Raw genomic sequence first — 26,185 nt, 5'->3', positions numbered from 1 at the left:
ATGACGGTCGATCCCCGGCCGTCATCTGTCACAGCCGCCGTCCCTGTTCGGGCGGATCCGCGGCCGGCGCACCTCCCGCAGGCCCTTGTACGCGTACGGGTCGACGCCGGCGACCAGGACGATGTCGCGGTGGTCCACCTGCGCCATGGGCGTCCCCGCCGGGGGGACGTCCCACGGCAGCAGCGACTCTGCGCTCATGTAGTGATTGACCAGGGCCCGCCGATAGCCGCTCCTGGCGGTATTGGGCAGCGACTTGTGCAGCAGGTAGCCGTTGAACACGACCGCGGAGCCGGCCGGGACCTCCACGGGCACCGCGTCGGAGTCGTCGAACGGGAAGCCGTAGGACTCCACCGTGCAGTCGTAGCGCGGATCATCGTGCTCACGGTTCGGGTACACCACGCCGGATCGGTGTGAGCCGGGCAGCACCCAGAGGCAGCCGTTCTCGACGGTGGCGTCGTCGAGGGCGAGCCAGACCGCCGTGAGCGAACGGTCGCGGGTCGGGATGAACATCTCGTCCTGATGCCAGGCCTGTCCCGGCTCCCCTTCGGACTTGATGAACAGCATGGACTGCATGGACTTCACGTTCGGGCCGATGATCGTGGTGAGCGGTGCGACGATCGCCGGATGACGCATGGCGGCGAGCATCACTTCGGAGAGCTTGTGGGGGTAGTGGACGCAGAGGAAGCGGCGAAGAACGTCGTCGTCGGTGTCGGCGGGCCCGGCGGGGAGCGCCCCCTGGACGTCGCCGAGTTCGCCGCGGCAGATGCGGACGGCCTCTTCTACCAGCTTGTCGACCTCACCTGGACTGAACGCGTCCCGGAGGACGAGAAAGCCGTCGCGCTCGTATGTGCTCTTCAGCTCGGTGTTCGTCACGCCGTACCACCTTTCTCGAAGAAGCCGACCTCGCCGCCTTCCATGAGGACGATGAGGCTCAGCAGCGCGCCCCAGGTCTGGAACGGCTCGCTGTTCGGCTTGTCGCACGCGCCGCCGTGGCTGCTGGAGTAGTTCTCGTGCACGTGGCGCTGCTGGTTCCATTCCTTCAGCACCAGCCTGGAGCTGCCTTCGGCGAGCCACTCGGCGGCGGAGCGTTCCCCGGCGCGCAGCAGTCCCAGATAGACGAGGAAGTTCACCGGCGGCCACGCCCGTCCCGCCCAGTAGGTGCCTTCGCGGAGGTCGATCGGCTCGCTGCGCGGTGAGGTCGGCAGTATCCATTCGCCGCCGAAGCCGTCGTCGGCCATCAGGTGCCCGGACACCATGCGCCGGGTCCGTTCGCCCGTGCCGACGCCGGCCAGCAGGGGGTAGAAGCTCATCGTGGACAGCCGCTCGGTCGGCAGCCTGGTGTCGGTGCGCCTGCTGCGGTAGATGCCGCTCGGCTCGTCCCACAGGGATTCCATCGCCGCCACGACTGCCGCGTGCCGCTCGCGCAGCTCCGCCGCGGCAGCGCGGTCGCCGAGGACGTCGGCGATGTCGGCGAGTGCCTCGCAGTCGGCCGCGTACAGGCTGTTCAGCCCCACATCGTGGGCGGCGAGCAGGCTCTTGGTCTGGTCGAAGGGCACGTCCTCGAAGACGGGGTGATTGTCCCAGCCGGTCTCGCAGGTCGCGCCGAAGTGCTGGTGAATGCGGGGGATGTCCTGCGGCGAGGGGCACTCGGGGTCGAAGTACGTGGAGCCGGCGCACAGCAGGTCGCCGTCCCTGCGCACCCGCCACCACCAGCGGTTCCAGGACAGCAGCGGCGCGAAGGTCTCCTCCAGGAACCATCGGTCGCCGAACCTTCGGTAGAGCTCGCGGGTCACCAGCGAGCCCACCGGTGGCTGGGATCCGTCGTAGGTCTTGCGGCCGGTGCCCTGCTCGACGTTCGGTACGAAGCCCTCCGGCGTCAGGGCCCGCAGCATCTCGACGGTGTTGACGTAGGCGAGTTCCTTGCTCGACACGGCCGCCAGCAGCGCGTTGAAGAAGGCGTCCCAGCAGAACAGGGCGTAACCGCCGCGCTTGCCGACGTTCCAGAGCCGGCTGACGGTCGTGAGCACGCGGGACCGCGCGGGTTCGTAGATCGTGTTCCAGGAGATGGCGTCCCTGACGATCTCGCGGTGCTGCGCCATGGGGTCGGTGCCGGCCGTCCCGATCTCGGTGGCGGCGCGGGCGACGATCTCCGCGATCTCCGGCAGGTCACGGGCGCGGCCGGTGCTGAGCCCGACGGCACCGGTCAGCTCCATCGCCAGGTACGGCCCGTCGATGTCGGTGTAGGGGTCGTCGACGTGCGGTGCCGTACAGAAGACCTGGACGTTCCCACCGGGTCCCTCGGCGGTGATCCGGTCGCCCTCGCGGGTGACGGAGCCGGGCCGGTTCCACAGGTAGCCGACACCGACGGTCAGCAGCGCGCTCTTGGGCTGGTTGGCGGTGGGCGTCACCAGCACGACCAGGTCGTCGCCCGCGTGCGCCGTCTGCACCCGGATCGTGATGCCCGCCCACGTCACGATCGTCTCAGTGAAGCTGCCGTCGTAGGCGTGGCGGCCCAGGGTGACGGTCTCCGCGCCCTCGGTGCGGCGGCCGATCTGAGCGGTACGCAGCGAGGTGCCCCGGTAGTACTCCTTCAGGCCGAGGGACAGGCCCAGTGCGTCGGGGAGGAGAACATGGGTGAGCACGCTGCGCGTGTCCCAGGTGTTCCAGCCCTGGGCGAGCGCGGCCTGGATACGGGCGTAGTTCGTCATGTGTTCCCTCTCACCGGAATCCACACCCGCATGGCGTGCGGGCCGCGGTTGGCCCAGGCGTAGTAGGGGATCAGCGTGATGTCCGTAGGCCGCGCCGACGGGATCGGCTGCCCGTACGGCCGGTAGGAGGACTCAGCGGGTCCCGGCGCGAGCGCGCCGTTCGCGCGGAGCACGATCACGCCATCGAGCAGGTCCGGCCGGTGTTCGAGCCGCGGCGGCGTGGCGGGATCGAGGCGGATGTCCTCCAGGACGACGCCGGACGGCTGGTCGGGCTGTTCGATCGCGTAGACCAGCGGCCCACGGGTGACGGCGACGCACCCGCGCGTGGCGTCCACGCGGTCGTCGGCCACCAGGAGCCGAGGGGGCATGGGCATCCGCAGCAGCACCCGATCGCCGGGCTGGAACACCCGGCGCGTGCGGGCGTAGCCGCCGGGCGCCACCGGCTTGTCGTCCACGGTGGACCCTTCGGCCCAGTCCGGTACGCGCAGCGCCAGTTCCACCTCCCGCGGCGGCGCCTCTTGTACGGTCACCGTGACCAGGCCGTCCGTTGGGTACTCGGTTTCGATGGTGACGGTGAGCCCACCCGAGGTCAGCGTGCTCTGGGCATACAGGTGCACCTGGAGCCCGTCTTCCGTGCCGGTCGCCAGGTATGCGGGCAGGCCCGCCAGCGTACGCATCACATTGGGCGGGCAGCAGGCGCAGTTGAACCATGGACGGCGGCCGTACGCCGGTGCCCGCTGCACGTCACCTCGTGCGCCGGTCCGCCGGTGAAGCGTGTTGACGTAGAAGTAGTCCGCCTCGCTCAGCGACACCGCGGGCAGCAGGGCGTTGTACAACAGCAGCTCGATCTGGTCGGCGTAGGCGGAGTCCCCGGTGGCCAGCAGCAGCCGCCACGCCCACTGCATCGTCCCGATCGCGGCGCAGGTCTCGGCGTACGCCCGATCGGGCGGTAGCTCGTACGCGTCGCCGAACGCCTCGCCATCCCAGCGTGAGCCGACCGCGCCGGTGACGTGTTGCTTCTGACGGCGCATCGTGTCGTACTGCCGGCGTACCGCGGCCAGCAGTTCGGCGTCGCCGGTCTCGATGGCGACGTCGGTGGCGCCCGCGGCGAAGTAGACGGCGCGCACGGCGTGCCCCTCCACCGTCTCCGCTTCGCGTACGGGAAGCCGGTCGGAGTAGTGGGCGGGGTCGCCGTAGTGCGAGGGATCGAAGCCCGGTTTCGCGGCCCGGCCATGGCCGCGGGCTTCGACGAAGTGCCGGGCCAGGTCAAGGTACCGTCGCACACCCGTCTGCCGGTACAGCTCGACGAGCGCCATCTCCACCACGGGGTGCCCGTCCAGCTCGCCGCGCCGATCGGGGCCGAAGGTGTCGGCGAGGTGGTCGGCGAACCGGGTGGCGACCTCCAGCAGCCGGACCTGGCCGGTCGCCCGGGCCGCGGCCACCGCCGCCTGGATCAAGTGGCCCGCGCAGTAGAGCTCGTGGCTCATCCACAATCGCGCGTACCGTTCCTCGCCGCGGACCTGGATGGCGGAGTTGAGGTATCCGTCTTCGCGTTGCGCCGCCGCGATCGTCCGGCTGAGCTCGGTCAGGCGGTCCAGCAGCCCTTCGTCAGGGCTGCGCGCGTACTCCCAGGCGACCGCCTCCAGCCACTTGTAGACGTCGGAGTCCCAGAAGCCGGCCCCCTTGGCCGCGCCGGTGGACTCCCCTGCGGCGATCTGGAGATTGCCGATGTTGCCCGCCTGGACCAGCCGTTCGTGTCCGAGCCGGATCGCGGCCCGGTTGGCCTCCAGCCGCCGGGCCCAGAAACCGCCGGTCACCCGGTTGGCGGAGAGCGGGCGCAAGACCACCGCGGCGGCCGGACCGGGTACGGCCGTCACGATGACACCTGTCTGCGGAACCGGACGGCATCGGCGATGACCACACCGTCGGCCGCGTCACTGAGCTCGACATATCCGTCGATGCCGGCTTTGAAGGAGAAGGTGCCCACAGACGTCCACTCGCCCATGCGGACGTCGGGCACACCGCGCACCCGCTGGTTGACGGCCACCGGAGTCACGCCTTCGGCGTGGTGGACGACGTACGTGGCGTTGGTCGCCCGGTTGGGGTCGGCCGCGTAGGAGACGAGCACCTCGTACCGGTCGTCGCCCGGGAGCGCCGGTCGCCACCGCGCCACGTTGGCTCCGGTGCCGCGAGCGTGCGTGAGGTAGTTGAATCCGTAGTAGCCGGTGACGCCTCTGCTGCTCGGCCAGGTGCCGGTGGTGTCGAAGCCGAGCCCGCCGTTGTCGACGGTGACCTCCTCGCGGACGTCGGGCGCGGCGGCCGCCTGGATGAGGCTCAGCTGGTCGAGTGAGATGGCCGTGCCACCACCCCGGCCGGCGCCGGCCAGCGTGAAGCGGATGGTGTGCAGGCCCGGCCGCAACCGCATCCGGTCCAGCAGAGCGACGTCGTAGCCGTTACCGCGGAAGGCCGTCAGATCCAGCGTGGAGTTGCGCGGCGTCTTCCCGTCAACGGTCACCGCCATGAGGCCGCCGTCCCCGGATCGGTAGTAACGCAGCCATAATTCCTGCTCACCGCCGTGGGTGACGATGAAGGGATATTCGATGAAGTCCCCGGTCGCGGCGGGGACGAAGGCCGCACGGGCACCGCCGCGCGCGGTGGCCTCGCGTACCACTGAAACCGTTCCGCCGGACCGGCGGGCACGCGGCGCCGAGTGACCCAGATCGTGCGTCTTCTCGGTCAGCCTCGGGCCGGTGGCCAGGCTGTCCCGGCCCTGCGTCAGCCACTCCAGGTTGAACCGGGCGGCGGCCACGCGCCGCGGGGTGCCGTCGAGGTCGCCGTCGCAGCCGTAGAGGAGAACGATCGTGCCGTCGGACAGGCGCGCCAGATCCGAGTAATACCCCCGGCCAGGGTTGACGGAGCGGCTGTACCTGAAGGAGTCGCCCTCGTCGTAGCTCACCGCGACCGTCATGTTCCAGCGCATCGGCGCGTCGGGACGGCTGAACAGCACGCGGTTGACGCCTCGGCTGCGTGGTCCGCCGGTGTAGCGGGTGAGGCCGGTGTCGACGCCGTTGAAGAGTCCGGGGCTGAAGTCCATGGTGGGGGGTGACCAGGTCAGACCGCCGTCCCCGCTGACCGCGATGTCGCGAGGCCAGTCGTTGCCCGAGCCGGGCCGGCTGTTCATCAGCACCGTGCCGTCGTCGCGCTGCACCAGCCTGGCCTCCCCCACGGTGGGATAGCCCGCGCCCATCGGCACCTCACCGCCCGCCTGCCACGTGCGGCCGTGGTCATCGCTGTAGACGGTCGAGGCGCCGTAGTGGCGGTCTGCGGTGGGGACACCGGTGATGATCGTGCGGTGGGAGACGGTGAGGAGCAGCCGGCCCGAGTCGAGCTGGATGCCGTGACCGGGCCCCGGACCGTGCATCGCCCAGTTGTAGGGGAAGTGGTCGAAGAGACCGGCCAGGCTGCGCGGTTCGCCCCAGGTGGCGCCGCCGTCCTTGCTGGAGTTGACGTACATCGTGCTGGAGTCGGCGGAGCAGCTCGTGTTCTCCGGCAGCTGCACGCAGAGCCCGTAGAACAGGAACACCTCGCTCGTCGTCCGGTCCACCACGAAGGTGGGGTTGGACCAGGACTGGCCGTCGACGGAGAGCGCCACCGCCTGGGACGGGCTCCAGGTCTGTCCCTTGTCGGTGCTGCGGCGGATGAGCAGGTCGTGCGGTCCGGCGTCGCACACCAGGTGCCGGCCTTCGGTGCAGGCCAGGATCGTGTCGTCGGGCAGTACGGCAAGGGCGTGCACGTGGTAGCTGGCCAGCGGATCCACGGCGGAGTCCCACAGGGTGGCCTCCGCGAAGAACGGTTCGGCTCCTGCTGGGGAAGCCGCGGCGGGGGATGGCAGGGCGGTCGTGGCGGCACCTGCGGCGAGGCCGAGGGCGAACGTCCGCCGGCTGATGGGAAAGGTCATGCGGCTCTCCTCGGGTCAACCTCCTGAGGACAGGACTGGACGGTACCGGCGATCTCCCCCGGACACCAGACGCTAATGGGTATTAGTAATTGCCCTCGATTGCAGAGAGCGCGTTCTCGCCCAGGTCCATTGACATTTCACAGGATCGAGAGCCAGACTTTGCGATCACTGTGTTAGGCGCATTAGCAGGGGGCTCGGATGAGTCGCGGACCGGTGCGAAAACCTACCCAGGCCGACATCGCGCGCCTCGCGGGCGTCAGTCAGGCCACCGTCTCGCTCGTGCTGAACGAGCGGAACGACGTCCGGATCAGTCCGACGACCCGAGAGCGAGTGCTGGCGGCGATCCGCGAATGGGGCTACGTCGCCAACCCGTCGGCCCGGTCCCTCGCCGGCGGCCAGAACAAGATCATCGGAGTGCACACCTTCGAACCGGTCTTCCCGACGACCAGCGTGGACTTCTACTTCCCGTTCCTGCTCGGCATGGAGCAGGCGGCCGCGGACCTCGGCTACGACCTGCTGATGTTCACCAGCGGCGGTGGCGAGCGGCAGGTCTTCCGTGACGGGGCGACCCGGTTGTCACTCGCGGACGGCGCGCTGCTGCTCGGGCGCGACCCGAACGTCGAGGAGATCGAACGGCTGCGCGACACCGGCTACCCGTTCGTCTACGTGGGACACCGGGAGGTATCCGGAGTGCCGATCTCCTATGTGGCGGCCGACTACGCCGGAGCGACCCAGCAGCTCACTGAACAGCTGTACGAGCTGGGCCACCGGCGGATCGCCTACGCCCGCATCGGCGACGGCGGGGCGCAGCCCAGCCGAGATCGGGAGAAGGGATTCCAGCGAGCGATGCCCGCCGGGGAAGCCAGGCGGCTCACCGGTCCGGTATGGACGCTGAAGTCCGCCGACGATGTGCCGGGTCTGCTGGCGGAGATCCGGCACGGCGACATCACCGCCGTGGTGGCGGAGCAGATCCTCCTGGCAGAGGAGCTTCTGACCTGCGCGCAGCGGCACGGAATGTCGGTCCCGGACGATCTGAGCATCGTCGTGCTGGGCGACTCCACCGGCGCGTCCCGCACCGACACGCCCTGGACCGGCCTGGTGGTCCCACGCGAGCAGATGGGCCGGCAAGCCACCCACCTGCTGGTGCGGCTGCTGGAGGCGCCCGAGCCGGAGGCCCGCAGAGAATACGTCGAATGCCCCCTCATTCCGGGCGCGACGGTGGCACCACCAAGGAGATAGCAGTGACCAAGCCCGCAGCCGTCGGCTGGAACATCTGGGACGACACATGATCCGGGTCATCGCCAAACGGCTGCTTGTCGGCGTGCTGGTGATGTGGGGAGCCGCCTCGCTCATCTTCCTCATCGTCCGGGTGGCCCCGGGCGATCCGACGACGATCCTGCTGGGCCCGGACGCGAGCCGGGAGCAGGTGGCCGAGCTCACCACGAAACTCGGACTCGACCGGCCGGTGTTCACGCAGTACCTCAGCTATCTCGCCGACGTGGCGCGGCTGGATTTCGGCGGCTCCTACCGCTTCGATCGGCCGGCGATGTCGCAGGTGTTCGAGCGCCTGCCCGCGACCGCCGACCTGATGCTCGCCTCCACCCTCATCGCCGTGGCCCTCGGCCTCGTGCTCGGACTGCTGGCCGGTGGGCGTCCGGGCGGCGTCGTCGATCGCGTGGTCACCGCGGGCACCATCGCCCTGCAGTCGTTCCCCACCTTCTGGGTGGGCATCATGCTGATCCTCATCTTCGCGCTGGCCTTCCGCCTGCTGCCCAGCGCGGGGGCGGGCACGCCCGCGCACCTGATCCTGCCGGCGATCACGCTGGCGCTGCCGTTCACCGCCATCGTGGCCCGCCTGACCAGGACGAGCGTCGCGGAGACCATGCGCGAGCCGTACATCCAGACGGCTCGCTCCAAAGGTCTCACCGAGCGGCAGGTGCTGCTCGGCCACGCACTGCGCAATTCCCTCATCCCCGTGGTGACCATCGTCGGGTTGCACATGGCCGGCCTGATGGGCGGGGCGGTCGTGGTCGAGAACGTCTTCGCCTGGCCCGGACTCGGCACGCTCGTGGTGGACGCGGTCTCCAACCGCGACTACGCCGTCGTACAGGCGGCGACCTTCCTGATCGCCGGCATCGTGATGCTGTTCAATCTCGTCGCCGACCTGCTCTACTCCCAACTCGATCCGCGCATCAAACTGGACGGTGCGGCATGACCGCCCTCGTCGATGTCCTGCCCGGCGTCGGCCGCGGGCGTGGGGCGGCCGGTCGGTGGCTCAGCCGGATCCCGTACGCCGTGCTCGCCCTCTACGCCGTGGTCGGCGGAGCGGGCCCGCTGGTCATGGACTACAACCCGGTGCGCGTCGCTCTCGACGACCGGCTGCTCAGCCCGGGATCGCATGTCACGTCGGGCGGGATCGCCTGGTTCGGCACCGACGGTCTCGGCCGTGACGTCCTCGCCCAGGTCGTCTACGGTGCCCGCACGTCAGTGATCATCGGTGTCTCGACCGTCGTCGTCTCCTGTCTGATCGGCGTGACCATCGGCATCGTCGCCGGCTACTTTCGCGGCTGGCCGGACACGGTGCTCGCCCGTGGCATCGACATCCTGCTCGCCTTCCCGGCGATCCTGCTGACCATCGTGATCGCGGGCGCCTTCGAGCGCAGCGTCCTGGTGGTCGTGACCGCGCTCTCCGCGACGGCCTGGATCTCGTTCGCGCGAGTCACCCGCGGCGTCGCGCTGTCGGTCCGGGAGCGGCCTTGGATCGACGCGGCCCGCGTCCTCGGTGTACGGCCGGTGTCCATCCTGCTGCGGCACATCCTGCCGCTCACGGCCGGCCCGGTGGTCGCCCTGGCGACGCTGGAGTTCGCCCTCGTCGTGCTGGCCGAAGCCGGGCTCAGCTTCCTCGGCATCGGCCTGCCCAACTCGGCGGTCTCGTGGGGCCAGACCATCGCGAACGGAAAGCAGTACCTCGAAACCGCCTGGTGGATCTCGGCTCTGCCCGGCGTCGCACTGTCGTTGTTGATCATCAACATCGGGATCCTGGGCGACCAGCTCACCGCCCGATACGGACGCGGACATCTCAGATAAGGCACCGGCCCACGTCCGACCGGCACACCCTCCTTCCCTTCACAAGCACCCCCTGAAGCCCTCTGAAGACGGGAAGACGTCCATGACCAGACCTCTTGCCTCAGGCAGGCCGCGCCACGCGGCACTGGCCCTTATCGCCGCCGCGGCCATCGCGCTGAGCGGATGCAGCGCCGCCACCGGTGGCGGCACCGGCGGCGGCACCGGCGGAAGTGAGATCACCGTCGCCGGCACCTACCCCATCGACAACCTCGACCCGGCCAGTCCCCTGGCCGGCAGCGCCACCGGCACCCAGCTCGCCGCCCAGGCGATCTTCAGCCGGCTGATGCGGCCACGCCCGGACGGCAGCCTGCAGGGTGACCTCGCCACCGCCTGGAAGCCCGACGCCTCCGCCACCCAGTGGACGTTCACGCTGCGGCAGGGCGTGAAGTTCAGCGACGGCAAGCCTGTCACCGCCGACGACGTCGTCGCCTCGTTCAAGCGGTTCATCGACCTCAAGAGCACGAGCTCGGCCAACTTCACCGGTTACACGATGACCGCCACCTCGCCCACCGAGGTGGTGCTGAAGGCAGCGAAACCGGATGCGGCGGTGCCGTACAAGCTGGCCATCTTCTACGTGCTGCCCGGCAGTCTGACCGGCGAGAATCCGGCGTTCTTCAAGAACCCGGTCGGATCAGGGCCGTTCAAGGTGGAGAAGTTCGACGCGGCCGGGACGCTCGTGCTGGTGCCGAATCCCGGCTACTACGCAGGCGCGCCCCGGCTCGGACGGGTGACCATCCGCAAGATGCCCGAGCTCGCGGCCCGGATGACCGCGCTGCGGACCGGCGAGGTGGACCTCATCTGGGGCATCCCCGACGACCAGCTCGCGGAGCTGCAGCGCGACTCCAACCTCAAGGTCGAGACGGTGCCGAGCACCGCCGTGTTCACCATGTGGTTCAACTCCTCCGTACCGGCGCTGAAGGAGGCCAAGGTACGGCGGGCGCTGTGGCAGGCGGTCGACTTCGCGACCATCATCAAGCGGCTGTACCCGCAGACCGGCACCCTGGCCGACGCCCCGGTCTCGCCCGTCACCCTCGGCCACGTCCCCCAGGAGCCCGTCCGCTACGACCCGGACGCGGCGAAGGCCGCGCTGAAAGCCGCCGGCTTCGACTTCGCCACCAAGCTGCGGCTGCAGTTCGCCAACGCCGAGTTCCGGCCGTTCAACCAGGCGATCGTCTCCGACCTGCAGAAGATCGGCGTACAGGTGGACCTGCTGGAGAAGGAGCAGGCGGTGTTCACCAAGGATCTGCTCGCCCTGAACTGGGACATCAACTTCCAGCAGTTGTCGAACCCCACGTTCGACTCGGCCAACACGCTCGGCCGGTTGTACCCCTGCGCGGCCAAGCGCAACGGCTACTGCAACCCCGAGCTCGACAAGCTGCTCGCCGCCGCCGGGGCGAGCCCGGACGCCGACGAGCGGGTCAAGCTGTACGGTGAAGCCAGCAAGATCATCTGGCGGGACGCGGTCGGCATGTTCCCGATGGCGGTCAAATACGCCTATGTCTGGAACCACCGGGTCACCGGCGTCACGCCGGATCCGAACGGACTGCCCGACTTCGCCGGCATGCAGGTCAGCGGTTCATGAGCCGAACGCGGACGTCACACCCTCGGCCGGTGTCCGACGCCACGACGGGCGACCCGTTGCTCGAGGTGGACGGGCTGGTCATCGACCTGCCCGTCGCCGGAGGCGCCATCCGCGTCGTCGACCGGGTGACGTTCGACATCCCGCCGGCGACTACGGTCGGACTCATCGGCGAGTCGGGCAGCGGCAAGACGATGACCGCGAACGCCATGATCGGTCTGCTCCCGAACGGCGCGGCGACCGGCGGGGAGTTGCGCTGGCGGGGCGAGGATCTCCTCCGGGCGAGCCCCGCCCGGCGGCGCCGGCTGCGCGGCCACGAGATCGCGATGATCTTTCAGGACCCGCTGGCCGCACTCAATCCGACGCAGGCGATCGGCCGCCAGGTGGGCGAGATCCTCCGCCGGGCCGGCCGCCCGCGCGCCGAGGTCCGCCAGCGGGTCCTCGAACTGCTCGAACTGGCGGGCGTACCGGAACCGGCCACGAGGATGCGCAGCTATCCGCACGAGTTCTCCGGCGGGATGCGACAGCGGGCCATGATCGCCCTCGCCCTGGCGGGCAGCCCGGCGCTGCTGCTCGCCGACGAGCCCACCACCGCGCTCGACGTCACCGTGCAGGCGCGCATCCTGCGCCTGCTGCGCTCCATCCAGCAGGACCAGGGACTGGCGATGCTCCTGGTCAGCCATGATCTGCGGGTCGTGGCGCACGTCGCGCACCAGGTCGTCGTCATGTACGCCGGCCGGGTCGCCGAGCGCGGCCCCACCACGGCGGTGCTGGCTCGCCCGGCCCACCCGTACACCCGTGCGCTGGTCGAGAGCGTGCCTGCGGTGCGGACCCGTACCGCGCTGGCGCACCCGTTGCCGGGCACGCCGGCCACACCGGCGAACCGGCCGCCGGGGTGCGCGTTCCACCCTCGGTGCCCGTTGGCACGTGATCGGTGCCGTACCGAGGAGCCGGAGCCGAGATCCGTCGCGCCCGGCCGATGGGCCGCGTGCCACTTCGCCGAGGAGCTGCTGTCGCGATGAGTGAAGACGTTGACGCGGGCGGGACCCTGCTGGAGGTGCGCGACCTGCGGGTCACTTTCGGCCGCCGTGGCGCTTGGCTCGGGTCGCGCACTGACCGCCCTGGCTCGTGGCTGCGGTCGCGCGCTGACCGCCCTGGCTCGTGGTTCAGCTCGCGCGCTGAGCGGCGGTCTGGGCAGTTCGTCGCGGTCGACGGCGTGAGCCTCGCGGTGGCTCCGGACGAGATCGTGGGACTGGTCGGAGAGTCCGGGTCGGGCAAGACCACGGTGGCCCGCGCGGTGGTCGGCCTGGTCCGGCCCGAGTCCGGCTCCGTCATGCTCGACGGCGTGCCCGTGGGACCGGTCGGGCGCCGGACCACGGCGCAGCAACGTGCCGCGCAGATGGTCTTCCAGGACCCGCGGTCCTCGCTCAGCCCGCGCATGACCGTCGCCGCCATCATCGACGAGGCTTGGCGCACCCATCCGAGCTCGGCCCCGCCCGGCGACCGTACCGCCGCGCTGCACCGCCTGCTCGACGACGTCGGGCTCGACGCGAGCGTCGCCCGGCACCGGGCGGACGAGCTGTCCGGCGGACAGTGCCAACGGGTCAGCATCGCCCGCGCGCTCGCCGTCAGGCCGCGGCTGCTGGTGTGCGACGAAGCGGTGTCCGCCCTGGATGTGTCGGTCCAGGCGCAGATCCTGCGGCTGCTGGTCGACCTACGTGAGCGGCACCATCTGGCGATGCTCTTCATCTCCCACGACCTCGGGGTGGTGCACCAGATCGCGGACCGGATCGCCGTCATGCGCCGTGGTGTGGTGGTGGAAGAAGGGATGACGGCGGACGTTCTCGGGTCGCCGCGGCACGAGTACACCCGCGGCCTGCTCGATGCCGCTCTTGAGCTGTCCACCGCAGGCGTTCAGGACAGCACCTGAGGTCAGCACTTGGGGTCGGCGTCGCACGACGACCGACCCCTGTCCGCTTGGAGAAAGGCGCTTCGTGACCGACCGTCAAGGGACACTGATCATGAACGACGGCCGAACCCTGCTGCGCGGCGTGACCGCGCCCGTCGTCACGCCGATGGCGGCTCCCGGCCGCCCCGACCACCTTGCCGCCCCCGACCTGCTTCCCCGCCTGGCCGCCGCGGGCGTGCGCGGGCTGCTGCTGCTCGGCAGCAACGGCGAAGGTTCGCTGCTGCCCGCCGCGTCCATCGGCGCGTACGCCACGGCCGCCGCCCGCGCCTGGCGCTCCCTCGTCGCCGACGGCCCCGTGCTGGTCAACGTATCGGCGCAGGGCACGCTCGACGCGCGCGCCAAAGCCGAAGCGGCGCTGACCGCCGAGCCGGACGCCTTCCTGCTCAGCCCGCCGGGCTACTTCAGGCACCGGGACGACGAGATCGTCGCGCATTTCGCCGCCCTGGCCGAGTACGGCGTGCCCGTCGTCGCCTACAACGCGCCCCGCTACGCCAACCCGCTCACCCCCACCCTGGTGGCGCGGGTCCTGCGGCTCGGCCACGTCATCGGGATCAAGGACAGCTCCGGGGACGCGGAGCTGTTCGCCAGCATCGTCGCCATCGCCCGCGAAGTGGGCGGCGTGGGCGTCACCCAAGGGGCGGAGAGCCGGCTCGCCGCCGGGCTGCGTGCCGGAGCCGACGGAATCGCACCGGGTCTGGCCAACTTCGCGCCGGGGCCGATGGCCGGGCTCGTCACGGCGTACGAGACGGGCAACGACGCCGCGCTCGACCATCTGCAGACGGTCGCCGACGGGCTCGCCGCTCTGCACGCCATCCGGCCGGGTGTACCGTCGGTGAAGGAGCTGCTGCGCCAGCGCGGGCTGTGCACCGAGCACGTGGCCCCGCCGCTGCTGCCATGCGACGCGACCGAACGGGCCGCCATCCAGGTTTTCGCCGCCGACCAGGCCGAACATCTCATAGAAGCGGGGAGCGGCCGCGTACCTCCCGGGCACGGGCCGGAATACTAGGTCTTCAGGTGCGGAACCGGTTGCGGTAGGTGGTCGCGCTGAGTCCGAAGTACGCCTTGAAGCGGCGCGCGAAGTGGCTCTGGTCCGGCCAGCCGACCGCGCGGGCGATCGACGTCACCGGCTCCTCGGTACGCAGCAGCATGTCGGCCGCGGTCTCGACGCGCAGCCGGCCCAGGTAGGCCATCGGCGGCAATCCGGTGACCGACTTGAACAGCCGCACGAGGTAGGCGGGGCTGAGCGCGACGGCCCCGGCCAGCTCGTTCAGCGTCCAGTCGTGGGCGAGATCCCCCTCCACCATGCCCACCACGCGCATGACGGTCGGATGGGTCGCCGCGCCGTCGGCCGCCGCCTCGTCCTGGCCGGTGTCGACGGTGCGGGACAGGTGCCCGAGGAACAGCGAGAGCCAGCCGATGACGTCGGCCCGGTGCCGCTGGATGCTGCGGTCGCGCAGCCCGTCGAGCGCCTCCAGGTAGCCGAGGCACGTACGCAGATCAAGATCCGCCAAATGGGTGGTCAGCAGGCCGCGCCGCTGTAACGAGTGCGGACCGGTCCAGAGCAGGTAGCCCAGCCGGGGGTCTTCGCGCGTCCACGACAGCTCGTTGCGGAGCAGGTCGGTGCCGATGCAGCAGTTGTACAGGACGAGCCGCGCGCAGTCCTCGTACCCGTGCCACACGCCTGGACGCAGCAGGACGACGTCCCCGGCCTGCAGTTCCTGCCGCCCAGAGGAGGAAAGGTGTACGGCCGTGCCGGCGACCACGACGGCGATCTCCACGAAGCTGTGCGCGTGCACGGGCTCCTCACCGTCGTGCGTGTAGCGCCGCGCGTAGGCGGGAGAGCCGTCGGCGATGAAGAGCAGACCTCGGGACAACTTCAGGGGGGTGGCCGTCACAGCCGCCACCCTAGTCGTCGCATTGATGTCAATTTCATCCGACTAAGACGTGTTTAGTGCTATCTGAGGGCCTGCTCCGGATTCCATGATTTCTGCTGTCCCCTTCTCGAAATATGGGGGACATGTGCCGGTAAGAGAGGACACCCCCTTGTCCAGACTCGTGGCCATCCTTCTGCTACTCATCATCCCCCTCGCCGTCGCCACTCCGGCGCACGCCGACCCCGTCGACGACTCCGCCTACGGAACCCCGCTCGTCGCCGTCTCCGGAGCCGGTGTCATCTGGCACCCGACGACCGGCCTGAGCACGCTCAAGGCGCAGCCGGGCCTCACCGAGGTCGACTTCGCCGACGTCATGACCAGCGCCAACCACCCCATGCGTACCTGCGACAGCACCGAGGCCGCAGGACTGCCGATCAAGCCGGCCGCCACGGTCAGCTGGTGCTGGGACGGCGGTGACGCGAGCACCGAGACGTGGATCCCGCAGAGCCTCACCACCTCCGGCGACGCCGACGACGACGGCACCTGGGGGGCGTACAAGGCCATCCTCAGCGGCTGGAACTACTGCAACTCCAGCGAATGCGGCGCGAACCTCCGCAACAACGACGCCAGGGTCGCCTTCATCGACTACACCAACCCGTCGGCGCCGAAGTACCGCTGGGTCTACCTGGTCGCGCCGACGGACGGCACCACCGACCCGAACGTCACCAGCTACGCCAACAACACCTTCGGCCCCGCCAAGACGCACATGGGCGGCATGGCCTGGTACGGCGACAAGCTGTACGTCAGCGCGACGGGCGCCAACTCCACCGGCATCAGGGTGTTCAGCATGTCGGAGATCCTTCAGGTCAACGACGCGAGCTCGGCGATCGGCAAGACGAGCAGCGGGTACGCCGCGTACGGCTACCAGTACGTCATGCCGGAGGTCGGCTTCTACAGCTACGCCAGCGGCACGTGCACCATGAGCAGCGACACGGGCGTGCCGTGCTTCGCCTCCATCTCCCTGGACCGCAGCACCACCCCCGACTCCCTGACCGCCGTGGAGTACTTCAGCAACCCCGCCCTGCACGGCAGGGTCTACCGATACAACCTCGGCGGCGCGAACTTCCTGCTCAGCGCCAACGCCAGCGGCTACACCCCGGCGGCCCAGGCGTACCGCACCCAGGTCGGCAACATGCAGGGGGTGCTGTCCTGGAACGGCACCTGGTATGTGGCGCACAGCTGGCCGGACGAGGCAGGCGAGCTATGGGCCCTGAACACCTCCACCGGCAGATCCCACACCTGCGCCAACCCCTACAGCTCGGCCTATGAGTGCTGGGGGATGCATCCCGAGTCCCTCACCTACGACTACGCCACCGGCCTGGTCTGGTCGATGACCGAATGGACGAAGAACCAGTGCGCCACTGAGACAGCCACTCCGCTGAGCTGCGGCCGAGCCATCTTCGCCGTCCCCCGCACCGCCCTCCCCTAGCCCGCGGCCGGGAGCAGAGTGGGCCTCCATCCTGCCTCCCGGTGGGATGGACCAAGCCACCACTAGACTCGGCCCGTGTCGAGACGACAGGAGATCGCCGACGCGGCGATCAGGCTCCTCGCCGCGGAAGGCATGCGTGGTCTGACCCACCGCGCCGTCGACCGGGCGGCCGACCTGCCGGAAGGCTCGACCTCCTACTACTTCAGGACTCGGCAGGCGCTGCTCCAGGCGACGGTCGAGCGGCTCGCCGACCACACCGCCGCCGACCTGGCCGCGATGCAGGAGCGGGCGGAGTCAGCCGGCACCGGTCGAGACGGCCTGGTCGAGGCCGCAGCCTGGCTCATCGGGCAGTGGCTCAGCACGAGCCGCGACCGCCAGCTCGCCAGGTACGAGCTGTCCCTGGAGGCCACGCGGCGGCCCGAACTGCGCGCGGTGCTCGTGGCCGGCGGCACCCGCGTGCGGGCCCTGATCACCCGCCTGCTGGCCGGCTCCGGCGTGCCCGACGCGGACCTGTGGGCCCGTGACCTCATCGCGTACGGCGACGGCCTGCTCCTCGACCACCTGCTCAGCGACCCAGGCGAGTTGCCCGACTTGCGGCCCAAGATCCGCGCGCTGCTCGCCACCGTCGGCGAGGGCTGACTGTACGACCACACCGCCTCAGAGACCGACGCACGCCGTCGATACTCTACAAATGTAGAGGATTCTCCAGTTGTTGAGGAGCGAGAGCGTGACCATTACCTTCCCCACGAGACGCCCATCCCCGTTCGACCCTCCGGAGAAGCTGCGCCGCTGGCGCGAGGAGGCGCCCATCCAGCCCATGCGCTACCCCGGTGGCCACGACGGCTGGCTGGTGACCGGCTACGCGGCCGCCCGGGCGGTGCTGGCCGATGCCCGGTTCAGCAGCCGCCTGGAGAAGCTGCGCTGGCCCGTCGCCTGGGAGGGGTTCGATCCGGCGAGCTTCGTCCAACCTCCCGGCTTCTTCATGCAACTGGACCCGCCCGACCACACCCGCTTCCGCCGTCAGCTCACCGCCCAGTTCACGGTGCGCAGGCTGAAGGCCCTGGAGCCGCGGATCAACCAGATCACCACCGAGGTGCTCGACGCTATGGAACGTGTCGGCGCGCCCGCCGATCTGGTACGCGAGTTCGCCCTGCCCGTCCCCTCCCTGGTGATCTGCGAACTGCTGGGTGTGCCATACGCCGATCGCGAACGGTTCCAGCACGACTCCGCCACTGCCCTGCGCGACGGATCGACAAAGGAGGAGGTCGTCGGCGCGACGGCCTCCCTGTTCGGCTACCTGTACGAGCTCGCGGGGACGAAACAGGCGCACCCGGCGAACGACCTACTCACCAGCCTCGTCACCGACGGCGAACTGACGCAGGAGGAGATCGCCGGGGTCGGCCTGCTGCTCCTGGTGGCCGGCCACGAGACCACGGCAGCCATGCTTGGCCTGGGCGCGTACGTCCTCCTGGAGAACCCGGACCAGCTCGCCGCGCTGCGCGCGACCCCAGCCCGGACGGAGGGTGCGGTCGAGGAGTTGCTGCGGTACCTGTCGGTCGCCCACCTCGGGCCGATGCGGGCCGCGCTGGAGGACGTCGAGATCGCCGGCCGGACCATCAGGAAGGGCCAGGTGGTGACGTTGTCGATCCCAGCCGCCAACCGCGACCCCGAACGGTTCCCGGTTCCCGAGACCCTTGACGTCACCAGGCCCTCGTCGACCGGGCACCTGGCCTTCGGACACGGTATCCACCAGTGCCTGGGCCAACAGCTTGCCAGGCTCGAGATGCGGATCGCGTACTGGGCGCTGTTCGAGCGCTTCCCCGCTCTGCGGCTGGCGGCGCCGCGGGAGGAGGTGCCCATGCGTACGGACATGACCATCTACGGCGTGCACCGGCTCCCTGTCACCTGGTAGGGGCCTCTGTATCCGAACGGTGAGGTCGATCCGGTGGACGTCCGTGGACAGCGCACTAGCCGACCTGGGCGATGTCGACCCGGTGATGCCGGTCGCGGAGCCGTTGTACGGCCTCGGGCGGCGCGTGCGAATCGACCACGATGACGTCGAAGGCGTCGAGAGGAGCGACCCGGTGCAAGGCCACGCGGTCGAGCTTCGTGTGGTCGACCGCCAGGACGCACCGCGTGCCCGCGGCCAGCATGGCCCGCTTCACCAGCACGATCTCCTGCTCCTGGTGGAAGGCGTGCCGGTCGGAGATGGCCGAGGTGGAGACGACCACCGTGTCGGTGTTCATCGCCTCGACCGCGTCGACGCAGGCCACGCCCAGGAAGGAGTCGTGCGTCGGGTAGTACTCGCCGCCGAGCGCCATGAGCCGGATGCCCGGCATGGGGGCGAGGAGCCTGATCGCCTCCAGGAAGTTGGTCACGACGGTCAGGGGAGCCACCTCGTCGAGATGGCGCGCGACGGCCAGCGCGGTCGTGGAGTCGTCGATGATGACCGAGCTCCCCGGCTCGATCAGCCCTACCACATGCCGGGCGATCGCCTCCTTCTCCGCGGTCTGGGCGGTCTTGCGGTAGGCGATGTTGCTCTCGAAGATGCTGGAGGCCTGGGCACTCGCGCCACCGCGATACTTGCGCACCATGCCCTGGCTCTCCAGCTGGTCCAGGTCACGGTGGACGGTCATCACGCTCACGCCGAACGTCTCGGCGAGCTCCGTCATCGAGGCCGAGCCATGCCGCAGGACATGCTCCGCCATGGCCTGGCGCCTGCTGGCCCCACCGGCCGCGCGTGACTTCACCTACGGCACTCCCCATGCATCGGTGAGACCTCCACGAATCCTTCTAATCTCTCACACCACCGGCACCGCGAGGAGCGACGAGCCGACTTGACTTCAACCTTGGTTGAGGTCCGAGGCTGTTCCCGTACCGATCCATTGGGGAGGGAAGTCATGAGCAGAACTTCGCGGGCTTTGGTCCTCGGCCCCGGAGGCGTCCCCGGGACGGCCTGGATGGCGGGCCTGGCCGCCGGGCTGCGGCACCGCGGAGTGGACCTCGCGGACGCGGACCTGATCGTCGGCACCTCAGCCGGGGCGATCGTCGGCGCCATGCTGGCGACCGGCCAGGACCTCGACCGGCTCGCCACCCGCACAGGTCCCGACCGCGACCCTCGGCAGGACCGGGACGGGCGCACCACCGCCTCGCCGACAGACCCGCAGACGCACCCGCGAACGGACCCGGCGCGGATGGCCGAGGTCTTCACCGTGCTCGGCGACCCCACCCTGGAACCGCAGGAGGCCCGGCGCCGGGTCGGCCGCATCGCCCTCGAGGCTCCCACCATGCTTGAGGCGGAACGCATCGCCCTGATGGAGTCCCTGATCACCGCGCGCCAATGGCCCGACCGGCGGCTGCTCATCACCGCCGTCGACGCTGAGAGCGGCGAGCCGAAGGTCTGGGACCGCGACAGCGGCGCGCCGCTGGTGGCCGCGGTGGCGGCCAGCTCCGCCGTACCGGGCGCCTACCCGCCCATCACGATCAACGGCCACCGGTACATGGACGGCGCCTTGGCAGGCGGCGCGAACGTCGCCCTGGCCGCCGGCGCCCGCGTTGTGCTGCTCGTCGAGCCGCTGGCGCACCTGTTCCCCCGCGAGCCACTCGACGGGCTCGGCGCGGACACGGCCGTGGCGGTCAGTCCCGATGCCCCCTCGCTGGAGGCGTTCGGTTCAGACCTGTCAGACGTGGCGTCCTGGCAACCAGCCTTCCACGCCGGAGTCTCGCAAGCCGAACACGAGGCCGAACGGCTGCGCGTAGCCTGGCCCGCCACCACACTGCCTGCGGAAACGGTGAGGAAACAGCCGTCGGCCTAAAAAGTCCTCGAACGTCAGCACGCTGGGAGCGTCTTGGCCCTGCCGAATGCTCCCCGCGCGCTCCCGCGAGGAGAGGACCATTGTTGTGAATAGTACGACCGCAGCTCGTACTGCCGGTCTGGCCTGCGTGATGCTGGCACTGAGCATCGCCGCACCCGCCACCGCCGCCGACCGACCGCGGACCCGGAACGTACAGGAGGCGTTGAACGCCCTCGCGAAGACCACCGGAGTGGTCGGCGCCATCGGCGAGGTGTACGTCGACGGCAAGCGCGTCGGTCAGGGCTCGGCCGGCTCCCGCCTCCTCGATGGCAAGGGCGGCAAGATCCCCGCCGGCTCCCGCTACCGTGTCGGTTCCCAGACCAAGCAGATGACGGCCACTGTGCTGCTGCAACTGGTCAGGGAGGGCAAGCTCGGCCTGGATGACAAACTCAGCGATGTCCTGCCGCAAGTGGCTCAGCAGGACCTGGTTGAGCGGGCCGATGAGATCACCGTACGACAGCTGATCCGGCACACCTCCGGCATCCCCGACTTCTTCGCATCCGAGCTGTTCGACGACTTCGACTTCACGACCTACCACCCTCCGATCGAGCTGGTGAAGGCCACCCGCGGCCTGCCCCGGACGGGGGCGCCGGGGGAGAAGTTCTCCTACTCCAACACTAACTACATGCTCCTCGGCATGATCATCGAGAAGGTGACCGGCCACCCCCTGTCCGCCGAGCTCGCCCGGCGCGTCTTCGCCCCTGTCGGGATGAGCCGCACCTACCTGCCCACCAAGCCGCCCGCCGCCATCAAGGGCCCGCACGGGCATGGCTACTACCCCGGCCCCGATGGCAAGCTGCGCGACATGGACCGGCTCAACGCGAGTTACGGGTACGCGGCCGGCGGAGTGATCTCTACCGCACGTGACGTCAGCGCCTTCCAGCGCGCGTTCGTCCAGGGCAAGCTGCTGCCGGCGTCGTTGCAACGGGTGATCACCGACCCGCCGGAGGACGCGCCGCCCCAGCCTTCCCCCGGTGCCCGCCTGTGCGGGAGCGAGCCCGCGCTGCAGGCGATCGGGGGCAGCGGGTCCGGCTTCGTGGCCATGACCTTCACCTCACCCGATGGCCGCCTGCAGCTCGCCGTGTCCGCCACGTTGAGCGTGAGCAACAGGGACTTCTCCCCAGCCGCCATCGACCAGGTGGCCAAGGCGGTCTTCTGCCCTGGGAAGTAGGCGCCTACCTGCCCCAGTGAGCGCCGATAGGGGCGGTGCGCGCCTGCATGCTTTGGTGAGCGGCGAAGCATTCGCCGCATAAGGTCATCCGCATGGAAATCTTGACTGGCACCGGCGGCGATGCGGCGGCGGGACGCACGGCGTGACGCCGGGAGAGATGCTCGCGGTGTTCGTGGCCGGGGTCTGCGCCGGCACCATCAACACCGTGGTCGGCTCCGGGACACTGATCACCTTTCCCGTTCTGCTGGCTACGGGCCTGCCGCCGGTCACCGCCACGGTCTCCAACGCGCTCGGCATGATCGCCGGCTCCATCAGCGGAGCCATCGGCTACCGGGCCGAACTCAGCGGTCAGAGCCGTCGCATCCTGAAACTCAGCGTGGGTGCCATGCTGGGCGGGCTCGCGGGCGCCACGCTCCTGCTGACGCTGCCCGCCACGGCGTTCGAGACGATCGTGCCGGCTCTGGTCGGCCTCGCCCTCGTCCTGGTCGCGTTCCAGCCCTTGATCAGCAGGTACGTACGAAGCCGCCGCGAATCGCGCGGTAACCCCGGCAGCCGGGACGGCGGTCCGCTGCTGTACATCGGCCTCACGGTGGCCAGCGTCTACGGCGGCTACTTCGCCGCCGCCCAGGGCATCATCTACGTGTCCCTGATGGGCATGCTCCTCGACGAGACCCTGCATCGCCTCAATGCCATCAAGACCGTTCTGGTCGCCGTCGTGAACGCCGTCGCCGTGCTCTTCTTCCTGTTCGTCGCGGACTTCGACTGGACGGCCGTCATACTCATCGCGCTCGGGTCCGCTCTCGGCGGCCAGATCGGCGCCCGCGTGGGCCGCCGCTTCAGCCCCGCGGTGCTACGAACCCTGATCGTGGCGATCGGCACCGTCACCGTCGCCCGCCTGCTGCTGTGGCCGTGATCGGTCACCGGTCCCACCGAACCGGCAACAGCGCGGACGGGACCTGCGGCACGGCCAGCCGCAGGTAGAAGTAGCCGATCCCGGCAAGACCGAGCATCAGGTTCGGGGTCTCCGCGGTATGAGTCCCGCACGGCCAGCTCACACCGGTGCGCGCGTACCGCTCCAGACCGTGGTCGGCGACAAGCCGCGGGATGTCCATGCCGACGGCGTCGGCGCCGAGCCGTGGGATGACCGTGCCGACGGCGCCGAGGACCTCGCGGGCCTCCTCGAAGGGTTCCGCGTTGCCGGCGAGCCCGTGGCAGAGCGAGAAGTCGGCCCCGCCGCCGTTCGTCAGCGGGCGTGTCACCCGCTCCGTGGTGGCGAGTGCCGTCATCGCGTCATGCCGCCACCGCGCCTCGCCGAGCAGCTTGTACGCGTACAGCCGGGACAGCGCGATGCCCGGCGCGCCATGGCACCACAGGGTCACGAAGGTGCGGGCGCGGCGGTCGGCGGTGTTCTCCCGGAAGTCCGGCCAGTTGCCCTCCCCAACGTCCAGCCAGCGGTCCTCGTAACGCATCGCGTTGCGGGCCCCCGTCGCGAACATCTCCTCGCCGGTCAGCCGGTACGCCTCCAGAAAGGCCACGGCGACCCCCGCCGCCCCGTGCGAGAGGCCGGTGAGGTCGTGCTGGTTGCGCAGGCCGGGCGAGCGCCAGGACCAGCCGGTACGGGACTTCCTGGCGGATCTCCCCAACCAGAGGGCCGCCGTGACCGCCGCCTCGGCCATCCGCTCGTCGCCGGTGCACCGGTATGCAAGGGCGAATGCCGGAACGGACCCGGCCACCCCGGACATGAGGTCGTACTCCTGCTCCCCGCCCTCCGTCACTCCGGACATGAGGTCGCGCTCCTGTCCCCCTCCCTCCGCCATCCCATGGAGCTGCTGGGCGAGGTCGTGGAGCAGGCCGCTCCCAGCGTCGACGAGCTCCGAGGAGTCGAGCAGTCGGCCGATGCGCAGCGCGGTCGCCGCCATTCCGGCCCAGCCGCTGTAGAAGCCCAGACGGGCGGCCGAGCTGACGTCGTCGCGCCTGGAGATCGCGTGCCGCATCGCCGCCAGCGCCGTCGGACGGAGCTCGTCCTGGCCGGTGGTCGCGGCCAGCTGGGCGAGGAACAACGCGACGCCACTGCTGCCCACGTACAGATTGGGGCCCAGCGCCCGATACGTCAGCGCACCGACTCGGTCCCGCAGGTCCACCGGCTCGGCACCGACCCAGTTGCAGCGCTCCCCCGACCAGACAGCCTCCTTCACGAGCCGCTCGCCGATCGCCACCGCGACCGTCAACTGCTCGGCCGCGGGCCCGCCAAGCGGCGCGGTCATGGGGCGAGAGCCAGGTCTGCGGGCGGGTCAGGGCTCAGGTGCGGGGCGTCCAGGTCGATCCCGGCGCGGGCGAAGCGTTCTTCGACGGCCGCCAGTCTGGCCGCGTCGTCCGTCCACCCCGATTCGTGCGACCGCACCAGTGCCTCCGCGAGCAGCCGGCAGCGGTGCTCCCCGAAGCTCTCCCCCGTTCCCGGATCTTCGGCGAACCCCAGGCCGGGCGCCAGCTCGGCGGTGAACACCGGTGTCCGAGGCGACAGGAACCCACCGATCTCGGCATGCAGCGCCAGCATCAGGTCGGCCAGCTCCGGGTAGTCGTCACGGGCCAGGTAGACCACCCCCGCGTCGCACCGGCTGAAGGCGCCGGGGTCGTTCAACACCTTGAGCTGGAAGGCCGCGCCCGCCGAGTTGAGCAGCCGCGTCGCGGCCCCGACGAACGGGACGGCACCGTCCGCGCGGAGGTTCCAGTACAACCGCACCACCCGGCCGCTCGGCCCGGTGTCCATCGGGCGGTCGGCGCGGGCCAGGTAGAAGCCCGGGGAGATCTCGAAGAGCTCCTTGGGCAGCCGCATCGCGGCCCGTTCACCGACGACCGGTACGCCCGACAGCTCGGTGGCGTGGACGGTCAGCTCCAGCCCGTTCTTGGCGACCATCACCCCGCGCTCGTCGATTCCGCGCACGTGCCAGCCGTCGTCCAGATATCCCTGCCCGCGGTTCGCCGCCGACAGCGCGGCCGCGAAGCCGCTACGGCTCGCGGACGACCCCTGAACATTCCAGCGTGGCGGCTCGGCCCGGCCGCGCCGGTAGAAGTCGCCGTACAACTGACCGGCCAGCCGGTGCACCAGATAGTCCCGGCTGGCACGCGGGCTGAGCACCCGGGCGGCGCGCGCGGTCAGCCGGGGCGACATTCGCCCGAACCAGGTGTAGCGCGTCGGCGGGTGAATACGCGTCGCGGCGACGGCCTCGGCCACCAACGCGCGGCTGTCACTCATCAGCCCCTCCTTGCAGGGTCACGCCGACCAGGTCAGCTTCTCGCCGTAGGGGTACACCCAGTCGGTCAGGTTCGCCTCGCAAAGGCACACCGAGCAGGTGCTCGACCGCTTCTTCCGGCCGTACCAGCACGTTCTCCGCCAACTGGGCCAGGCACACCACGGTCGTGGAGACGCGGGCAGCACCCTGGGCCCGTTCGTACGCCGACTGCAGCAGGCGCGCCCCGGCGTAGCGGGCGCTGCGGATCAGCGCCGCGTCCGCCGTCGCGGCGTCCCACTCACGCGCGCCGGCGTACGCCGCCCAGAACGCGCCCATCGCCGGCCGCATGCGCGTCAGCGGGTACTCGGCCAGCTCCAGATAGCGGTCGGGCAGTTCGCTGCCGGTTACCGGGATCGAGGCCAGCCAGCAGCCGAGGTAGGAGCCGAACACCGAACCGGTGTCCCAGCACGCGTCTCCCAGGTCGGCGAACTCCCAGTCGACGAGCGCCACCCGGGTACGCCGCCCCGACGCCCCGCCCGCGAGGACCAGGCAGTTGTCCCATTTGACGTCGTGGTGGACGAAGGCATCCTGACGCCAGCCGGTACGCAGTGCCGCGAGCGCCGCCCGGAGCTCCGGGGACGACTGCAGGATGCGGACGAGTTCGAGGCCCGCGTTGCTCATCTCGCGGTAGAACGCCGTTCCCGGACGGTCGATCCCGAGCACCCAGGGCAGCCGCCCGGGAAAGTCCGCCGGATTTCGCCGCGCCGCGTGAAAGGCGCGCTCGTGCAGGTCGGCGAGCGCGGTCCCGAGCCGGGTTCCGACGGTGGCCGGAAAACGGCGCGTACGAGAGTGGTACGAGGTGAGATCCGACGCGTCCGGCAGCGATTCCAGGATGAGCAGATCGCGGTCGGCGTCGAATCCACGGCAGCGCGGCAGTGCTCCCGTTATCCCCCCGCCGCTGGAAGGGCGCGGTAGTGAGTCGAGCAGAGAGTAGACCGCCGCCTCGTGCGCCAGCGATCCGCTCCCGGTCCAGCCGGTAGCCGACTGGACCGGATCGGAACGACCCTGCTTGACGAACAGCCCGACCGCCGGCTCAGCACTCACCAGGACGTTGTGATTGCGGCGGGACGCGTCGACGATGGTGAGACCACCGTCGACCACCGCCTCCGGGTGAACGTGCCGCCGATCCAGCAGGTACGTGGTGAGTTCCGGCAGAGCGAGAACCAT

The 26,185-nt window shown here is 70.1% G+C and carries 22 protein-coding genes; 13 read left to right on the top strand and 9 right to left on the bottom strand.

What is annotated here, in order from left to right; translation table 11 throughout:
* Nucleotides 1-21 precede the first annotated feature (21 nt).
* From AB0C30_RS04005 to AB0C30_RS03990, 4 genes are read right to left on the bottom strand one after another with little or no spacing between them, the layout of a single operon-like run.
* A complete protein-coding gene (locus tag AB0C30_RS04005; protein ID WP_357939326.1) occupies nucleotides 22-873 on the bottom strand; it encodes a phytanoyl-CoA dioxygenase family protein in 852 nt (283 codons plus the stop codon).
* Nucleotides 870-2,708: a trehalase family glycosidase gene (locus AB0C30_RS04000; protein ID WP_357939324.1), complete on the bottom strand. Its 1,839-nt coding sequence runs from the start codon at nucleotides 2,706-2,708 to the stop codon at nucleotides 870-872. The genes AB0C30_RS04005 and AB0C30_RS04000 overlap by 4 nt, the downstream gene beginning before the upstream one ends.
* A complete protein-coding gene (locus tag AB0C30_RS03995; protein WP_357939322.1) occupies nucleotides 2,705-4,585 on the bottom strand; it encodes a beta-L-arabinofuranosidase domain-containing protein in 1,881 nt (626 codons plus the stop codon). Before AB0C30_RS03995 ends, AB0C30_RS04000 begins: the two co-directional genes overlap by 4 nt.
* Nucleotides 4,582-6,666, bottom strand: a complete 2,085-nt coding sequence (locus AB0C30_RS03990) for an exo-alpha-sialidase (protein WP_357939320.1) — start codon at nucleotides 6,664-6,666, stop codon at nucleotides 4,582-4,584. Before AB0C30_RS03990 ends, AB0C30_RS03995 begins: the two co-directional genes overlap by 4 nt.
* Nucleotides 6,667-6,879: 213 nt before the next feature.
* On the opposite strand from AB0C30_RS03990, the gene AB0C30_RS03985 reads away from it, so the two are divergent.
* The 7 genes from AB0C30_RS03985 to AB0C30_RS03955 all read left to right on the top strand — a co-directional run bounded on the left by AB0C30_RS03985 (nucleotide 6,880) and on the right by AB0C30_RS03955 (nucleotide 14,346).
* Nucleotides 6,880-7,905 (top strand): LacI family DNA-binding transcriptional regulator, encoded by a 1,026-nt coding sequence (locus tag AB0C30_RS03985; protein ID WP_357939318.1) that lies wholly within the window; start codon nucleotides 6,880-6,882, stop codon nucleotides 7,903-7,905.
* A gap of 46 nt (nucleotides 7,906-7,951) precedes the next feature.
* The gene (locus AB0C30_RS03980; protein ID WP_357939316.1) at nucleotides 7,952-8,881 is read left to right on the top strand and encodes an ABC transporter permease; all 930 of its coding nucleotides are present in this window, start codon (nucleotides 7,952-7,954) and stop codon (nucleotides 8,879-8,881) included.
* Nucleotides 8,878-9,753, top strand: a complete 876-nt coding sequence (locus AB0C30_RS03975) for an ABC transporter permease (RefSeq protein WP_357939314.1) — start codon at nucleotides 8,878-8,880, stop codon at nucleotides 9,751-9,753. The genes AB0C30_RS03980 and AB0C30_RS03975 overlap by 4 nt, the downstream gene beginning before the upstream one ends.
* Nucleotides 9,754-9,835: 82 nt before the next feature.
* Complete coding sequence (locus AB0C30_RS03970; RefSeq protein ID WP_357939312.1) at nucleotides 9,836-11,374, top strand: ABC transporter substrate-binding protein; 1,539 nt, start codon at nucleotides 9,836-9,838, stop codon at nucleotides 11,372-11,374.
* A 29-nt stretch (nucleotides 11,375-11,403) separates the two neighbouring features.
* Nucleotides 11,404-12,393 carry an ABC transporter ATP-binding protein gene (locus tag AB0C30_RS03965; protein WP_357939310.1) on the top strand — a complete coding sequence of 330 codons (990 nt, stop codon included), beginning with the start codon at nucleotides 11,404-11,406 and terminating at the stop codon, nucleotides 12,391-12,393.
* The gene (locus AB0C30_RS03960) at nucleotides 12,390-13,301 is read left to right on the top strand and encodes an ABC transporter ATP-binding protein (RefSeq protein WP_357939308.1); all 912 of its coding nucleotides are present in this window, start codon (nucleotides 12,390-12,392) and stop codon (nucleotides 13,299-13,301) included. Before AB0C30_RS03965 ends, AB0C30_RS03960 begins: the two co-directional genes overlap by 4 nt.
* 91 nt (nucleotides 13,302-13,392) lie before the next feature.
* Nucleotides 13,393-14,346: a dihydrodipicolinate synthase family protein gene (locus AB0C30_RS03955; RefSeq protein WP_357939306.1), complete on the top strand. Its 954-nt coding sequence runs from the start codon at nucleotides 13,393-13,395 to the stop codon at nucleotides 14,344-14,346.
* Between the two features lie 4 nt (nucleotides 14,347-14,350).
* Here the strand turns inward: AB0C30_RS03955 and AB0C30_RS03950 are convergent, their stop codons facing one another.
* Nucleotides 14,351-15,235: an AraC family transcriptional regulator gene (locus tag AB0C30_RS03950; protein ID WP_357939304.1), complete on the bottom strand. Its 885-nt coding sequence runs from the start codon at nucleotides 15,233-15,235 to the stop codon at nucleotides 14,351-14,353.
* Nucleotides 15,236-15,383: 148 nt separating this feature from the next.
* On the opposite strand from AB0C30_RS03950, the gene AB0C30_RS03945 reads away from it, so the two are divergent.
* The 3 genes from AB0C30_RS03945 to AB0C30_RS03935 all read left to right on the top strand — a co-directional run bounded on the left by AB0C30_RS03945 (nucleotide 15,384) and on the right by AB0C30_RS03935 (nucleotide 18,615).
* Entirely contained in the window at nucleotides 15,384-16,703 is a 1,320-nt protein-coding gene (locus tag AB0C30_RS03945) for a hypothetical protein (RefSeq protein WP_357939302.1), read from the top strand.
* A gap of 75 nt (nucleotides 16,704-16,778) precedes the next feature.
* Nucleotides 16,779-17,342, top strand: a complete 564-nt coding sequence (locus AB0C30_RS03940) for a TetR family transcriptional regulator (RefSeq protein WP_357939300.1) — start codon at nucleotides 16,779-16,781, stop codon at nucleotides 17,340-17,342.
* A gap of 88 nt (nucleotides 17,343-17,430) precedes the next feature.
* Nucleotides 17,431-18,615, top strand: coding sequence for a cytochrome P450 (locus AB0C30_RS03935; RefSeq protein ID WP_357939298.1), 1,185 nt, complete (start codon nucleotides 17,431-17,433; stop codon nucleotides 18,613-18,615).
* 55 nt (nucleotides 18,616-18,670) lie between these two features.
* On the opposite strand, the gene AB0C30_RS03930 is transcribed toward AB0C30_RS03935, so the two are convergent.
* Nucleotides 18,671-19,453 carry a DeoR/GlpR family DNA-binding transcription regulator gene (locus tag AB0C30_RS03930; protein ID WP_357939296.1) on the bottom strand — a complete coding sequence of 261 codons (783 nt, stop codon included), beginning with the start codon at nucleotides 19,451-19,453 and terminating at the stop codon, nucleotides 18,671-18,673.
* Between the two features lie 150 nt (nucleotides 19,454-19,603).
* On the opposite strand from AB0C30_RS03930, the gene AB0C30_RS03925 reads away from it, so the two are divergent.
* The 3 genes from AB0C30_RS03925 to AB0C30_RS03915 all read left to right on the top strand — a co-directional run bounded on the left by AB0C30_RS03925 (nucleotide 19,604) and on the right by AB0C30_RS03915 (nucleotide 22,641).
* Nucleotides 19,604-20,518, top strand: coding sequence for a patatin-like phospholipase family protein (locus AB0C30_RS03925; RefSeq protein ID WP_357939294.1), 915 nt, complete (start codon nucleotides 19,604-19,606; stop codon nucleotides 20,516-20,518).
* An 85-nt stretch (nucleotides 20,519-20,603) separates the two neighbouring features.
* Entirely contained in the window at nucleotides 20,604-21,728 is a 1,125-nt protein-coding gene (locus AB0C30_RS03920) for a serine hydrolase domain-containing protein (RefSeq protein ID WP_357939292.1), read from the top strand.
* A gap of 142 nt (nucleotides 21,729-21,870) precedes the next feature.
* A complete protein-coding gene (locus tag AB0C30_RS03915; RefSeq protein WP_357939290.1) occupies nucleotides 21,871-22,641 on the top strand; it encodes a sulfite exporter TauE/SafE family protein in 771 nt (256 codons plus the stop codon).
* Between the two features lie 4 nt (nucleotides 22,642-22,645).
* Here AB0C30_RS03915 and AB0C30_RS03910 read toward each other — a convergent pair whose 3' ends face one another.
* The 3 genes from AB0C30_RS03910 to AB0C30_RS03900 are packed head-to-tail and all read right to left on the bottom strand — an operon-like array spanning nucleotide 22,646 to nucleotide 26,185.
* A complete protein-coding gene (locus AB0C30_RS03910; protein WP_357939288.1) occupies nucleotides 22,646-23,992 on the bottom strand; it encodes a lanthionine synthetase LanC family protein in 1,347 nt (448 codons plus the stop codon).
* Nucleotides 23,989-24,981, bottom strand: a complete 993-nt coding sequence (locus tag AB0C30_RS03905) for a T3SS effector HopA1 family protein (RefSeq protein WP_357939286.1) — start codon at nucleotides 24,979-24,981, stop codon at nucleotides 23,989-23,991. The genes AB0C30_RS03910 and AB0C30_RS03905 overlap by 4 nt, the downstream gene beginning before the upstream one ends.
* Complete coding sequence (locus tag AB0C30_RS03900; protein WP_357939284.1) at nucleotides 24,974-26,185, bottom strand: phosphotransferase; 1,212 nt, start codon at nucleotides 26,183-26,185, stop codon at nucleotides 24,974-24,976. The genes AB0C30_RS03905 and AB0C30_RS03900 overlap by 8 nt, the downstream gene beginning before the upstream one ends.

It is taken from the genome of Nonomuraea sp. NPDC048901, assembly GCF_040649695.1.
GTDB lineage: Bacteria > Actinomycetota > Actinomycetes > Streptosporangiales > Streptosporangiaceae > Nonomuraea.
Note: the sequence above shows the minus strand (reverse complement) of the source record. Positions and strands in the feature narration are given on the sequence as shown.

Bases quoted from the DNA above. Each gene is read 5' to 3' on its own strand.
- AB0C30_RS04000 (WP_357939324.1), bottom strand. From the start codon at position 2,708: ATGACGAACTACGCCCGTATCCAGGCCGCGCTCGCCCAGGGCTGGAAC.
- AB0C30_RS03990 (WP_357939320.1), bottom strand. From the start codon at position 6,666: ATGACCTTTCCCATCAGCCGGCGGACGTTCGCCCTCGGCCTCGCCGCA.
- AB0C30_RS03980 (WP_357939316.1), top strand. From the start codon at position 7,952: ATGATCCGGGTCATCGCCAAACGGCTGCTTGTCGGCGTGCTGGTGATG.
- AB0C30_RS03975 (WP_357939314.1), top strand. From the start codon at position 8,878: ATGACCGCCCTCGTCGATGTCCTGCCCGGCGTCGGCCGCGGGCGTGGG.
- AB0C30_RS03970 (WP_357939312.1), top strand. From the start codon at position 9,836: ATGACCAGACCTCTTGCCTCAGGCAGGCCGCGCCACGCGGCACTGGCC.
- AB0C30_RS03960 (WP_357939308.1), top strand. From the start codon at position 12,390: ATGAGTGAAGACGTTGACGCGGGCGGGACCCTGCTGGAGGTGCGCGAC.
- AB0C30_RS03955 (WP_357939306.1), top strand. From the start codon at position 13,393: ATGAACGACGGCCGAACCCTGCTGCGCGGCGTGACCGCGCCCGTCGTC.
- AB0C30_RS03925 (WP_357939294.1), top strand. From the start codon at position 19,604: ATGAGCAGAACTTCGCGGGCTTTGGTCCTCGGCCCCGGAGGCGTCCCC.
- AB0C30_RS03910 (WP_357939288.1), bottom strand. From the start codon at position 23,992: ATGACCGCGCCGCTTGGCGGGCCCGCGGCCGAGCAGTTGACGGTCGCG.
- AB0C30_RS03905 (WP_357939286.1), bottom strand. From the start codon at position 24,981: ATGAGTGACAGCCGCGCGTTGGTGGCCGAGGCCGTCGCCGCGACGCGT.
- AB0C30_RS03900 (WP_357939284.1), bottom strand. From the start codon at position 26,185: ATGGTTCTCGCTCTGCCGGAACTCACCACGTACCTGCTGGATCGGCGG.